The following is a 12507-nucleotide window of genomic DNA, read 5'->3' on the forward strand; positions in this document are numbered from 1 at the left end:
TCCGTTCCCGCGGAAACGGCGAACCACTCTATCGCTTTGTTTTGACGCAATTCCGGACGGAAGGCTACGGCGAAACCGCCGAGCCGCCACTCACACTTTCCCGGAACCGATCTAGTTGGGCTCCCCGCTCGGCAGCGAGAAGATATAGCCTTCGCCGCGCACCGTGCGCAGGAATTTCGGATTGGCTGGGTCGGCCTCGATCTTCTTGCGCAACCGCATGATGCGGATGTCGACCGCGCGCGAGGATTCCGGGTCCTCGACGAAGCCGATGGCTTCCGAAATCGCCGCGCGCGTCAGGAGGCGGTTGGCGCGGGTGAGGAAAACCTCGAGCACGTCGAATTCGCTCTTGGCCATCTCGATCACCGCGCCGTTGGCGGCGGTGACCAGGCGACCGTCGAAATCGGCCTGAAAGCCGCCGAAATTCATGAAACGCCGATTGCCGGTCTCGGCCTTCGCGGCTTGCGGCTCCGCCGGTTGCGGCACGCGGCGCAAAACGCTGCGCACCCGCGCCAGCACCTCGCGCAATTCGTACGGCTTGACGATGTAATCGTCGGCGCCGAGCTCCAGCCCGACGATGCGGTCGAGCGCGGTGCCGGCTGCGGTGGCATAGATGATGCCGATCGGCGTTTTCGAGCGCAGCCAGCGGCCGAGCGACAGCCCGTCCTCGCCGGGCATGGCGATGTCGAGGATGGCGAGGTGAAAGGGCTGGGCTTCGAACAGCGCTCGCGCCGCCACGGCATTCTCGGCCGTCACGACGTCATAGCCGCTGGCGCCGAGATACTCGGCCACGGCCTCCCTCAGATCAGGTTCGTCCTCGACGACGATGATGCGTGCCTTCACGACGCGCTCGCTCCCGCTTTCAGTGGAAAGTAGATTGGGTATAAACATGATGTCCAGCACTCATCTCGAGTTGTCTGTGGCGGGGTGGAGAAAATGGCCGCACGATCCGTCATTGCGCTTGTGTCCGTCGCCGAGGTGGTGGCAGGCGATCTCGCCGACCATCTCGAGCGGCGCGGGCACGACGTGCGCCAGGCGCGCCAGCCCTGGGAGGCTGAGACGCTGCTTTCGGCCGGCGGCATCGATGTCGTGGTGGTTGGCGACGAGGTCACCCAGGCCGAGAGCCGCGAACTGCTCAAGCGTTACAGCAGCCAGGGTGGGGGCGGCGACGGCGGCCCCGATTTCATCCTGATCTGCCGGCCCCGCGACCTCGTCGACAAGGTGCTGGCGCTCGAGCTCGGCGCCGCCGATGTGGTCGAAAGCCCACTCAACGTGCGCGAGCTTGCCGCGCGCATCGGCGGCCTGCTGATGAGACGCGGCAGGGCCGCCGGGGAGCTGATCGTGCTGGAGAACGCCACCGTCGACCTGCGATCGGCCATGGTCATGCATCGTTCGGGTGCGGAGGATCAGCTTTCCCCGGGGCAGGTGGCGTTGCTGAAGCTGTTCCTGGCGAGCCCGCGCAAGGTGCTGACCCGCGATGACATCATTGCCGCGGCCCCCGCCGAGAATGCTGACGCTTTCGACCGCTCGATCGATTCGCGCATCGTGCGGCTGCGCCGTAAGCTCGACACCGAGACCATCATCACCATCCGCGGCGCCGGCTATCGTTTCGATCCACCAGCCTCGCGCAACGAGTGAATTCGGGTCGACGAGCCTATCAAGCATCGGATTCCCCAAAGCGGTGGTCATCTTGGGTCCGGCGCCTGGCGCTCAGCGCACCACAATGATCGAGGGGCCGGATAAAATGTCGGCGCCGGCGGTTGTCTCGGCGTGGGCGCGCTCCTTGAGCAGCACCGTCGCCAGCGCGGCAAAGCCGAGCAAGCCCTGAGCATAGAGCAGCGCCGAAAGCACCGAGGCAGCAAATTTCGTCTTCATCTCTTTAAATCCCAATCGTGAAATGGTGGTGCTTCAGGAAACTCCCGAAGCGCCCGCGCCGCTGACGGAGCCCCCCGCTGCGGCGCGGGCCTTCGGTCCTCTCGGCAGCAAGTAGCCGGAGGGGCCGCGCGTCCTCATCAGCCGAAGGCCGACCCGCCAGAGGGCCTTCAGCCGGTGGACGCGCAGGCTGGAAACAATCCAGACCGTGGCGATGAACAGAGCCGTGTGCAGTGTCGAAACCTCGCCGGACGTCATCGCCGCCAGCGCCGTCACCGGGCTGCCGGTCACCGAGCCGGCGCCGCCGAGCGCGATTGCCGCGACGCTGATCCTGAGAAGCCAGGAGCGGAGTTTCGATTTCCTGCCCATTTTCGTTTGCAGTTGTCTGTTCCCGTTGCGTCAAATCTGCCTTCGGCCTGTATCCAGATCATGCCGCCGTGGCTGCGCTTTGTTGCAGTTTGGTTTCGAACCGGGCGTAAGTGCTTAATATAGAAAATGAAATGAGCTTTCGTTTCCGGAACTAAAGCTCATCGTGTAGCGCCGACCGGCCGCGCCCCGGAAGAGGTCTGGCCGGACCCTTTGTTAACTTATAGAAACGAATTCGAAACAGAAACGAGCATCAAGCGAAATATCTCGGAAACGGACGAGAACGATAAGGTCCCATCGAAATTGAAGCCGGACACAACGGCAAAAAACAGAGGGATCGTCATGCATACCGCCATTTCCGCCAAGCTCATCCATGTCGCCGCCGCCGCGCTCACGGGTGCTGCGCTGCTCTTCGGCGCCGGCAATGCCGCTCACGCCAACCAGATCGTCGCCAAGGTCTCGCTGTCGCAGCAGATCATGGAAGTCACCGTCGACGGTCGCCCGACCTACACCTGGAAGGTCTCGACCGGCGCGAGGGGGCACATCACGCCGACCGGTTCGTTCAAGCCGACGCGTATGCATGAGATGTGGTACTCGAAGAAATACGACAACGCGCCGATGCCGCATTCGGTGTTCTTCAGCGGCGGCTACGCCGTCCACGCCACCTACGCCATCAGCCGTCTCGGCCGTCCCGCTTCGCATGGTTGCGTGCGGCTGCATCCCGACGCGGCAGCCGACTTCTATCAGCTCGTCGAGGCCTTCGGCCCCGCCAACACCAGCATCGTCATCGTCAAGTAGGCTGGGTTAGGGTAGCAGGCCGTTGCCGCCTTCGGCGTAGTTTGTGAGACGCAATTCCGGACGGAAAACCGTTACACACTTTTCCTGGAATTGCTCAGCCGAAGCCGTGAGGCAGCCGCCAAAAAAAGAGGCCGGAATTCCCGGCCTCTTTTGTTTTTAGCTGTCGTGCCGATCAGCTCGGCAGCGCCGGCATCAGCTTCGGATCGGGCTTCTCGGCGAGATGCGGCAGGTCCTTGCTGGCGATGAAGGTGTAGAACATCGGCACGACGAAGAGCGTGAACATGGTGCCGACCAGGATGCCGGTGAAGATGACCAGGCCCATCGAATAGCGGGCGGCCGCGCCGGCGCCGCTGGAGATGATCAGCGGCACGACGCCCAGCGCCATCGCCGCCGTCGTCATCAGGATCGGCCGCAGGCGCACCTTGGCCGAAGCGATGATGGCGTCGCGGCGGCGCATGCCGTGCACCTCGCGCTGCTGGTTGGCGAACTCCACCAGCAGAATGCCGTGCTTGGTGATCAGGCCGATCAGCGTGATCAGGCCGACCTGGGTGTAGATGTTGAGCGTCCCGAGCCCGATGTTGAGCGGCACGATGGCGCCGAAGATCGACAGCGGCACGGCCATCATGATGATCAGCGGGTCGCGGAAGCTCTCGAACTGGGCCGCCAGCACCAGATAGATCACGACCACCGCCGCGGCGAAGGCGATCAGGATGGTGTTGCCCTGCTCCTTCTCCTGCCGCGACTGGCCGGAATAGTCGATGAAGAAGGTGTCGGGCAGGGTCTCCCTGGCGATATCCTCCAGCACCTTCAAGCCGTCGCCGGTGGTCACGCCGGGCAAAGGCAAGGCCGAGATCGTCGAGGAGTTCAGCTGGTTGAACTGCTCGATGGCCGCCGGCGAGGCGTTGGTCGAGATTTTCACCACCGCTGACAGCGGCACCATCTTGCCGTCGACGCTGCGAATGAAATACTCGCCGAGCTTCTCGGGGTTGTCGCGGAATTCCTGCGGCACCTGCGGGATGATGTCGTAGCTGTTGGAATCGCGGTCGAACTGCGCCACCTCGGCGCCGCCGACCAGCAGCGTCAGTGTATTGCCAATATCCGCGATCGGCAGGTTCAAGGCCGCCGCGCGTTCGCGGTCGATCGTGACTGTCACCTGCGGCGCGTCGTAGGCCATCGAGTTCTGCACGACGATGAAGCGGCCCGAGGCTTGCGCCTTGTTCTTGATTTTCTCGGCCTGATCGAAGACCTCCGAAGGGTCGCCGGTGGAGCGCACGACCATGGAAATCGGCAGGCCGCCGCCTGAACCCGGCAGCGTCGGCGGCGCGAAGACGAAGGCCTGAACGCCGGCGACCTTGGCGAGCCGTGCCGTGATGTCGGCCTGCAGTTCCTTCGAATTGCGCTTGCGGTCCGCCCAATCCTTGAAGGCGAAGCCGACGAAGGCGCTGTTGGTGGCGCCGCCGAAGGCAACGGCCGAGAACTGCGCCCGGGTCTCGGGGATGTCCCTCACCAGGCCGAGCATCTGGTTGACATAGGTCTCGGTATAGTCCGACGTCGCATAGCGCGGTGCGGTCACCAGAGAGAGCAGGAAGCCCTGGTCTTCTTCCGGCGCCAGTTCGGTCGACGTCTTGGTAAACATGAAGCCGGTGAGGGCGACAAGCGCCACGACGATGATCAGCGTCACCGGCCGGTTCCGGAGCGAGGCGGTGACGGCCCGTTCATAGACGCGCTCGACGCGGCTGAACGTACCGTCGACGATGCGCTGGAAGCGCCCGTGCTGGCCAGCCTTCAGCAAACGCGCCGACATCATCGGCGTGATCGTCATGGCGATCAGGCCCGACAGCACCACGGAGCCGGCCAGCGTCACCGCGAATTCGCGGAACAGCGCGCCGGTCAGGCCTCCCGTGAAGGCAAGCGGGGCGAACACGGCGGCCAGCGTGATGGTCATCGCCACGATGGCTGTCGCGATCTCGCGCATGCCGTTGAAGGCCGCCTGCATCGGCGACATGTGGTCCTCTTCCATGTGGCGGTGGATGTTTTCCACCACCACGATGGCGTCGTCGACGACGAGGCCGATCGCCAGCACCATGGCAAGCAGCGACAGAAGGTTGATCGAGTAGCCGACCGCAAACAGGATGAAGCAGACGCCGATCAGCGACAGGGGGATGGTCACGATCGGCATCATCACCGAGCGGAAGGAGCCGAGGAACAGAAGGATGACCACGATGACGATGGCGACGGCCTCGCCGATGGTCTTGAACACTTCCTCGATCGAGGCGCTGATCTGGCCGGTGGCGTCGTAGACGACCTCGATCGTCATGCCTTTCGGCAGCGTTTCCTGAATCACCGGCACGAGCTTGGTAACCGCGGCCGCGGTCGTCAGCGGGTTGGCGGCCGGCGTCGGGAAGATGGCGAGGAAGGTTCCCGGCTTGCCGTTGAAGCTCACCCTGGTGTCGGTGCTGGCCGCGCCGAGCTCGACACGCGCGACATCGCGCAGGCGCACAACCTCGCCGTTCGTCGAGCGGATCGGGAGCTGGGCGAAGGCCTCCGGCGTCTGCAGGGTCGAATGCACGGTGATCGAGGAGACCACATACTCGTTCTGGGTGTTGCCGGGCGCCGACAGGAAATTCGAGTTGTTGATGGCGGTCAGCACGTCAACCGCCGTGGCGCCGCGCGCGGCGAGCCGGATCGGGTCGATCCAGATGCGCATGGAATATTCCTGGGCGCCGAAGATCTGGACGTCGGCGACGCCTTCCACGGTCGAGATGCGGGGCCGAATGACGCGCTCAATATACTCGGTGAGCTGCTCCTTCGTCATGTTCGGGTTCTGCATCGAGATGTACATCATCGCGAACTGCTGCCCTGTGCCCTTGACGATGACCGGATCCTTGGAGGCGTCCGGCAGGGTGCCGCGCACGCCCTGGACCTTGGACAGCACCTCGGCGAGCGCGACGTCCGGATTGGAGCCGAGCTTCATCTGCACCGTGACCGTGCTCGAGGACGGACGGCTGGACGAGGTGACGTAGTCGATGTTTTCGGTCGAGGCGACGGCGCGCGCGATCGGCGCCGAGATGAAGCCCTGGATGAGGTCGGCGCTGGCGCCCGGATAGGCCGTGGTGATCGTGATCGCCGTCTCGTCAACCTTGGGATACTGGCGGATCGACAGGCCGAAGATGCCCTGGAAGCCCAGCAGCAGGATCATGCAGGCCAGCACCGTCGACAAGACGGGCCGGCGAATGAAGAGGTCGGAAAAGCTCATTGCTGAACCTCTTTGTTCGCCGATTTGCTGGGGTCGATGGTGTTGTCGACGGCAACCGACATGCCGTTGAAGAGCCGGTTCTGGCCGGCGGTGACGACCTGGTCGTCGTCCTTGAGGCCCTCGACGATCTCGACCATGCCGTTGTTGCGGCGGCCGAGCTTCACGAAGATCTGCGAGATGGTGAACGCCTGCTGCTGCGCGGCATCGGCCGGCTTGGCGTCAGCCGGCTTCGTGGCGTTGTCGGCGGGTTTGGACGCGTCAGCCTGCGGCTTGGCGGCATCGGCGGCGGCCTTCTGCTCGTCCGGCTTTGCGGGCGCGGCAGCGGCGCCCTCCGCCGGCTTTGCCGGCACGACCACGAAGACATAATCGCCGTAGAGGCTCGTCGTCACCGCGGTTTGCGGCACCGAGATGACATTGTTTTCCTGCGGCAGCTCGACACGGATCTGGACGAACTGGCCAGGCGTCAGCTTGCCTTCCGGATTGGCGACCTCGCCGCGGATCGAAACCAGCCGGCTTGCCGGATCGATCTTGGGATCGATGCCGCGGATGGAGCCGGCAAAGGACATGTCCGCAAGGCTGCTGCCGAGCTTGACGGTCTGGCCGATCTTGAGCAGCGGCAGCTGCTGTTCGGGAACCGTGAAGTCGACCCGCATCGTGTCCAGATCCTGGATCGTCACCACCGAATTGCCGGGGGCCAGATATTGGCCGATATCGATCTTCGGGATGCCGACCGTGCCGCCGAAGGGCGCGGACAACTGCTTCTGGTCGAGCACGGCCTGCAGCTTGTTCACCTGCGCGGCCGAGGCATCCGCGGCTGCGCGCGCGGCGTCGAGCGTCGCGTCCGTGCCGACGCCGCGCCGCTGCAATTCGATCGCGCGGGTCAGCGCCGCCTGGTCGGAGGCGGCCTGCGCCTTCTGCGCCACCAGATCAGCCTTCTCGACCGCGTCGTCCAGCTGCAGGAGCACCGCGTCGGTGGCGACCTTCTGGTTGGCGTGGAAGAGGATGTTCTTGACGATGCCGCTCGTTTCGACGGTAAGGTCGACGCCGCGCACGGCATTGACGGTGCCGATGGCCTCGACGCCCGGCGTCCATTCCGAAGGCTTGACGACCACTGTCGAGACCGTGGCAGCCGGCGGCTTCATCGTGGCGAAATACTGCTTGATGCCGGCATCGCGCATGAAGTTGAAACCAACGATGCCGACGCAGACCAGAGCGAGCAGAATCAGGAACACGGCGATGATGAAAAAGCGCTTCACGGACAGTCCCCTCGAGCCGGCAACCGGCAAAACAATCGATGGCCGGGACACTTATCGACAACAGGTCCCGATTTCAAACGGCGCGCCTTACTGTACCGGCTGGACGGTCTTGTCAATTCTGCCTAAGCTAATATAGGGGAGGCGTGATGAGAGCACCCAGGGCAAACTCACGCGAAAAGATACTTGCCGCCGCCGCCGACGTGGCGCGCGAGGCAGGCCCGGGAAGCTTGTCGCTCGAGGCGGTCGCCAGCCGCGCCGGGGTGTCGAAGGGCGGCCTGCTCTACAATTTCCCGACCAAGGCCAAGCTGATGCAGGGGCTTGTCGAAAACTATCTCCGCGATTTCCAGAAGGCGTTGGAAGCACGCACCGCCGAGGCCAGGCACGAAAGCGCCCTCTCGGCCTACATCAAGCTGTCGGCCGACGACTGCGAGCGACCGAAACCCTCGGCCTCCTGGATTTTCTCGGCGATCGCCGAAGATCCCGATTTCCTGGCGCCGATAAAGGCCTTCAAGCACCAACTGCTGGAACGGTTGAAGGAAGAGACCAGCGATCTCGGCTCGCTGCTGATCTGCTTTCTCGCCATCGAAGGGCTGCGCAGCATGAACCTTTTCGATTCCGATGTGCTTTCCGAAGACGAGCATAAGCTTCTGGTGGCCTCGCTCCTGAAGATAGCCGGATAGATCGCCAGCCGGCCAAGGCGTCACACCAGCTTCATCCTAGGGACATAGCGTCCTTCCCGGTTCTTTGCTGCAATGCAAATGGAGTGGGACAATGGTGGACGTGGTATCAAGTGAGGCGGGGATCCCGAGACCGGATCATCCCCTGGAGCAATCGGGCGGCGCCAAATGGTTCCTGCCGGCTTTCGGCGTGCTGGTGCTCGTCGGCATCATCTATGTCGGCTACGCGCTCAGCCAGGATCTGGCGATCGCCAAGACGGTGCCGTGGATCCTGCTCGGCATAGCGCTTCTGATTGCGCTGGGCTTCGAATTCGTCAACGGCTTCCACGACACCGCCAACGCGGTCGCCACCGTCATCTATACGCGGTCGCTGCCGGCCGAATTCGCCGTCATGTGGTCCGGCGTCTTCAACTTCCTCGGTGTCTTGACCTCGAGCGGCGCGGTGGCGTTCGGCATCCTGTCGCTGCTGCCGGTCGAGCTCATCCTGCAGGTCGGCTCGTCATCCGGCTTCGCCATGGTGTTCGCCCTGCTGGTCGCCGCCATCCTGTGGAACCTGGGCACGTGGTTCCTCGGCCTGCCGGCTTCGAGCTCGCACACCATGGTCGGTTCGATCATCGGCGTCGGCCTCGCCAACCAGTTCATGGCTCCGGCAGGAAGCGCCACCAGCGGCGTCGATTGGGGGCAGGCGACCAATGTCGGCACCACCTTGCTGGTCTCGCCGATCGTCGGGTTCTTCGCCGCCGCGGTGCTGCTCTATGCGATGAAGCTCCTGGTGCGCAATCCTGCCCTCTACGAAGCGCCGAAGGGCAAAACGCCGCCGCCATGGTGGATCCGCGCGCTGCTGATCTTCACCTGCACCGGCGTCAGCTTCGCGCATGGCTCCAATGACGGCCAGAAGGGCATGGGGCTGATCATGCTGATCCTGATCGGCGTGGTGCCGACCGCCTATGCGCTCAACCGCACGCCCGACGTCAACTATCTCGACGCCTATAAGTCGGCATCCGCCGCCGTCGAGCAGGCGCTGGGCAAATACGTCAAGCCGGGGGTCACCGTCGCGGATGCCAATGCCGCAAAGGCCGCCGTGCAGGAAGCCGTGCGCAGCAAGTCGTGGAACGACCAGACGACGCTCGCGCTGCAGACCTACATCCACAGCACGACCGCCGGGCTGCAGCCCTACGCCACCGTCGACAACGTTCCGACCGACCTGGTCAGCAACGCACGCAACGACATCTATCTGATCGGCGAGGCGCTGAAGCTGATCGACAAGAAGAGGCTGCTGCCGATGCAGGACGCCGACCTGAAGGCGGTCACCGACTATCACAGGGCGGTCGACAACGCGACGAAGTTCATCCCGCTGTGGGTGAAGATCGCCGTTGCGCTGGCGCTTGGGCTCGGCACCATGGTCGGCTGGAAGCGCATCGTCGTCACTGTCGGCGAGAAGATCGGCAAGAGCCACCTGACCTATGGCCAGGGCGCCGCCGCCGAGCTGGTCGCGATGATCACCATCGGCATGGCCGACCGTATCGGCCTGCCGGTGTCGACCACGCACGTGCTGTCGTCCGGCGTCGCCGGCACGATGGCAGCCAACGGCTCAGGCCTGCAGTGGTCGACCGTGCGCAACCTTCTGCTGGCCTGGGTGCTGACGCTGCCCTGCTCGATCGCGCTGGCCTTCGTGCTGTTCGTGATCTTCCGCCAGGTGTTCTGAGCGGCGGAAGCGTTCCAAACAAGGCAGCGCCGGTCGCCGGCGCTGCCCTTTTTTTTGGGCAAAACCCGATGATTGGGACACGAGTCGCGAGGGACGCACTTGTTGTCTCCACGTGGGTTGCATCGGAGATAGCCGAGGCGCCCCTCATGTCGTCATTCCATGGCGGAGCAAGGAGCGAAGCGACGCGGCGCAGACCATTCCGTTACCAATGAGCGTCACGGCGGTGCAGAAAGATCTTTGTTCTGCGCCGTCTTTACCCTTCGCGCCAAGCCACGGAATGGATCCTCGGGTCTTCGCGACGCCGCTTCGCGGCTGCTCCGCCCGTGGATGACGACGCGAGGCAGGGTTTCGACATCTCGTAGGGCCGATCCGCTCGATCGAACGACTGGTTCTCGCGGCCAACAGATACGATGCCGCTGAAAGCCGCAGCGCAGGGCTGATCAGGTCGGGTCTTCGCGGTGCAGGTCGTGGATGGTGACGCCATCGGCATTGTCGGGCAGCATCAGCCATTTCTTGTGGCGCAGCGTGCGCTCGGTGTCCTCCAGGCCCATCTCCCAGTGCTCGCGCATCGAGGTGCCGGAGAACTCATAGTCCTTGGCGTGGCCTTCATAGCCTTTGTGCTGATAGATCAGGTGGACGATGTTGACCACGCCGGCGTCGGAATAGTCGGCTATCAGCTCCTTCTCGCCATCCTTCAACTGTTCCGGCGGCACGCGCTTCAGCGCGTCGAGCAGCTTCATCTTGAGCGCGTAGATGCGCTGGAAATTGTCGGTGTTCTGGCGCGTGCGGCTGGAATACATGATGTCCTTGTGGCGCGACAGGACGTCGGCCATGCCGCGCGGCAGCACGCCGCGGGCGCTGAACAGATCGACCTGGAACACCAGCGAGGAGCGGTCCTCCTCCTGGTCGAGCAGATATTGCAGCGGCGTGTTGGAGACGATGCCGCCGTCCCAGTAATACTCGCCCTCGATGCGGATCGAGGGAAAAGCTGGCGGCAGCGCGCCGCTCGCCATGATGTGCTCCGGCCCGATGCGCACCTTGTCGGTGTCGAAATAGACGAAATTGCCGGTCCGGACATTGACCGCACCGACGCTCAACCGCTTCCTGCCATCGTTCAGCACGTCGAAATCGATCAGGCTTTCCAGCGTGTCCTTGAGCTCGGCGGTGTCGTAGAAGCTGGTGGCGCCGTCCGCCCCGGCCAGTTGGAACCAGGGATTGGGACTGCGCGGCTTGAAGAAGCCGGGCTGGCCCATGGCCATGGTCATGAATGACGAGGTCTGGTTGCGGATATCGCGATAGATGTCGCCTTCCGGCGTATAGGCCCAGATCTTGCGGCCCGAGACGGTCTGCCAGAACTGCTCCAGCCGCTGCAGGCGTCGGCTCGGCTCGTTGCCGGCGATGATCGAGGCATTGATGGCGCCGATCGAGACGCCGGACAGCCAGGTCGGCTCGCAGCCGGCGTCGGATAGCGCCTGATACACGCCGGCCTGATAGGCGCCGAGCGCGCCGCCGCCCTGGAAGACCAGGGCGATGCGGTCGTATTGCGCGGTGATTTCAGCGATGGTGGCGGCGGCCGCCTTATTGCGGTTACGCTCAAGCACCGGCTTTCTCCAGCTCCTTCGCGCCGGCAGCCGATCGGCCGTGGTCGGTGAGATAATCATGCACGACTTCGCCGAGGCCGAGCGTCAGGTCGGCCTTGAAGTGCACGGCCGAAACGATGTCGAGCACAGGCAGCTTGGCCACATCGGCCATGACATGGGGGCGCAGGTCGAGCGCGGCGGGCGCCGTCCAGGCTTCCTTCAGCGTGATGTCGGTGAGGTAGTAACGCACCAGCTCGCAAATGCGCGGGCTGCCGTCGACATGCGGGATGATCTTGATCAGGAAATTGGGCGCGGCGAGCGAGGCGAGCACCTGGTCGTGGTCGGCTTCGCGATGCTTGTAGCCCATGGTGCCGGTGGCGCAAAGAACGCTGCCATAATGCAGCGTGCCGACCACCACCTCGCCCTCATGCACGATCTTTGGGCTGGCGAGCTTCTTCGGGAAACCCCAGAGCTCGCGGCCGCCGGCGATCGGCGCGTCGTCGTCGAGATACATGGAATGCACATAGCCGCCATGCTGGCCCTTATAGCGCACCGGGATGACCTGGCCGGTCTCGGTGTAGTCGCCGAAGCCGGTCGAATCCGGCATGCGGATGAACTCGTATTTGACCAGCGGCTCGTCAATCTCGAGCGGCGCGGGCACGACCGCCTCCAGCGCCTCGCGCGTGGTGCGGTAGTTGATGATGACGTATTCGCGGTCGAAGAAACGATAGGGGCCAGGCGGGAAGGAAGGGTTGGTGAGCGGCATCGCGTAGGCGCGCCTCACGACATCGTCGATTTCCAAGCTATTCACCCATCGGTTCAGGAACGACACGCGCTGGACGCGCGGCAGAATATGTTGCACGGCACCATGACAGTGCCATGTCACCCGCATCGAGCGCCAGCTTGGCGGGCATCGGACAGCATCACAACATTGTAATCGCTACGACATATGGTCATGGCATTGTCATGCTGCGGCGCACAAACTATGTGCCCTTGCAGT

The 12507-nt window shown here is 63.9% G+C and carries 11 protein-coding genes; 4 read left to right on the forward strand and 7 right to left on the reverse strand.

Annotated elements, in window-relative coordinates; all coding sequences use genetic code 11:
* Window positions 1–111: 111 nt before the first annotated feature.
* A complete protein-coding gene (locus tag E5X34_RS13590; protein WP_292565294.1) occupies window positions 112–840 on the reverse strand; it encodes a response regulator transcription factor in 729 nt (242 codons plus the stop codon).
* 93 nt (window positions 841–933) lie between these two features.
* Between E5X34_RS13590 and E5X34_RS13595 the strand changes: the two genes are divergently transcribed.
* Window positions 934–1635, forward strand: a complete 702-nt coding sequence (locus E5X34_RS13595) for a response regulator transcription factor (RefSeq protein ID WP_292565297.1) — start codon at window positions 934–936, stop codon at window positions 1633–1635.
* Window positions 1636–1707: 72 nt separating this feature from the next.
* On the opposite strand, the gene E5X34_RS13600 is transcribed toward E5X34_RS13595, so the two are convergent.
* The gene (locus E5X34_RS13600; protein WP_108702949.1) at window positions 1708–1872 is read right to left on the reverse strand and encodes a hypothetical protein; all 165 of its coding nucleotides are present in this window, start codon (window positions 1870–1872) and stop codon (window positions 1708–1710) included.
* Window positions 1873–1905: 33 nt separating this feature from the next.
* Entirely contained in the window at window positions 1906–2238 is a 333-nt protein-coding gene (locus E5X34_RS13605; RefSeq protein ID WP_292565300.1) for a hypothetical protein, read from the reverse strand.
* 339 nt (window positions 2239–2577) lie between these two features.
* On the opposite strand from E5X34_RS13605, the gene E5X34_RS13610 reads away from it, so the two are divergent.
* Window positions 2578–3033 carry a L,D-transpeptidase gene (locus tag E5X34_RS13610; protein WP_126080901.1) on the forward strand — a complete coding sequence of 152 codons (456 nt, stop codon included), beginning with the start codon at window positions 2578–2580 and terminating at the stop codon, window positions 3031–3033.
* A gap of 172 nt (window positions 3034–3205) precedes the next feature.
* On the opposite strand, the gene E5X34_RS13615 is transcribed toward E5X34_RS13610, so the two are convergent.
* On the reverse strand, window positions 3206–6289 hold the full coding sequence (locus E5X34_RS13615; protein WP_292565303.1) for an efflux RND transporter permease subunit: 3084 nt from the start codon (window positions 6287–6289) through the stop codon (window positions 3206–3208).
* A complete protein-coding gene (locus E5X34_RS13620) occupies window positions 6286–7545 on the reverse strand; it encodes an efflux RND transporter periplasmic adaptor subunit (protein WP_292565305.1) in 1260 nt (419 codons plus the stop codon). The genes E5X34_RS13615 and E5X34_RS13620 overlap by 4 nt, the downstream gene beginning before the upstream one ends.
* A 146-nt stretch (window positions 7546–7691) precedes the next feature.
* Between E5X34_RS13620 and E5X34_RS13625 the strand changes: the two genes are divergently transcribed.
* Together E5X34_RS13625 and E5X34_RS13630 are read left to right on the forward strand one after the other, a co-directional pair.
* Window positions 7692–8225: a TetR/AcrR family transcriptional regulator gene (locus E5X34_RS13625; RefSeq protein WP_292565308.1), complete on the forward strand. Its 534-nt coding sequence runs from the start codon at window positions 7692–7694 to the stop codon at window positions 8223–8225.
* Between the two features lie 91 nt (window positions 8226–8316).
* Window positions 8317–9927, forward strand: coding sequence for an inorganic phosphate transporter (locus E5X34_RS13630; protein ID WP_292565311.1), 1611 nt, complete (start codon window positions 8317–8319; stop codon window positions 9925–9927).
* Window positions 9928–10367: 440 nt separating this feature from the next.
* Here the strand turns inward: E5X34_RS13630 and E5X34_RS13635 are convergent, their stop codons facing one another.
* Both E5X34_RS13635 and E5X34_RS13640 read right to left on the reverse strand, forming a co-directional pair.
* Window positions 10368–11528, reverse strand: coding sequence for a patatin-like phospholipase family protein (locus E5X34_RS13635; RefSeq protein ID WP_292565314.1), 1161 nt, complete (start codon window positions 11526–11528; stop codon window positions 10368–10370).
* Window positions 11521–12309 (reverse strand): acetoacetate decarboxylase, encoded by a 789-nt coding sequence (locus E5X34_RS13640; RefSeq protein WP_292565317.1) that lies wholly within the window; start codon window positions 12307–12309, stop codon window positions 11521–11523. The genes E5X34_RS13635 and E5X34_RS13640 overlap by 8 nt, the downstream gene beginning before the upstream one ends.
* Window positions 12310–12507: the final 198 nt, after the last annotated feature.

Source organism: Mesorhizobium sp., assembly GCF_004963255.1.
GTDB lineage: Bacteria > Pseudomonadota > Alphaproteobacteria > Rhizobiales > Rhizobiaceae > Mesorhizobium.

What these genes read in the sequence shown, in the direction of transcription:
- E5X34_RS13605 (WP_292565300.1), bottom strand. Translation starts at nt 2,238, where the DNA reads ATGGGCAGGAAATCGAAACTCCGCTCCTGGCTTCTCAGGATCAGCGTC.
- E5X34_RS13600 (WP_108702949.1), bottom strand. Translation starts at nt 1,872, where the DNA reads ATGAAGACGAAATTTGCTGCCTCGGTGCTTTCGGCGCTGCTCTATGCT.
- E5X34_RS13630 (WP_292565311.1), top strand. Translation starts at nt 8,317, where the DNA reads ATGGTGGACGTGGTATCAAGTGAGGCGGGGATCCCGAGACCGGATCAT.
- E5X34_RS13610 (WP_126080901.1), top strand. Translation starts at nt 2,578, where the DNA reads ATGCATACCGCCATTTCCGCCAAGCTCATCCATGTCGCCGCCGCCGCG.
- E5X34_RS13615 (WP_292565303.1), bottom strand. Translation starts at nt 6,289, where the DNA reads ATGAGCTTTTCCGACCTCTTCATTCGCCGGCCCGTCTTGTCGACGGTG.
- E5X34_RS13625 (WP_292565308.1), top strand. Translation starts at nt 7,692, where the DNA reads ATGAGAGCACCCAGGGCAAACTCACGCGAAAAGATACTTGCCGCCGCC.
- E5X34_RS13595 (WP_292565297.1), top strand. Translation starts at nt 934, where the DNA reads ATGGCCGCACGATCCGTCATTGCGCTTGTGTCCGTCGCCGAGGTGGTG.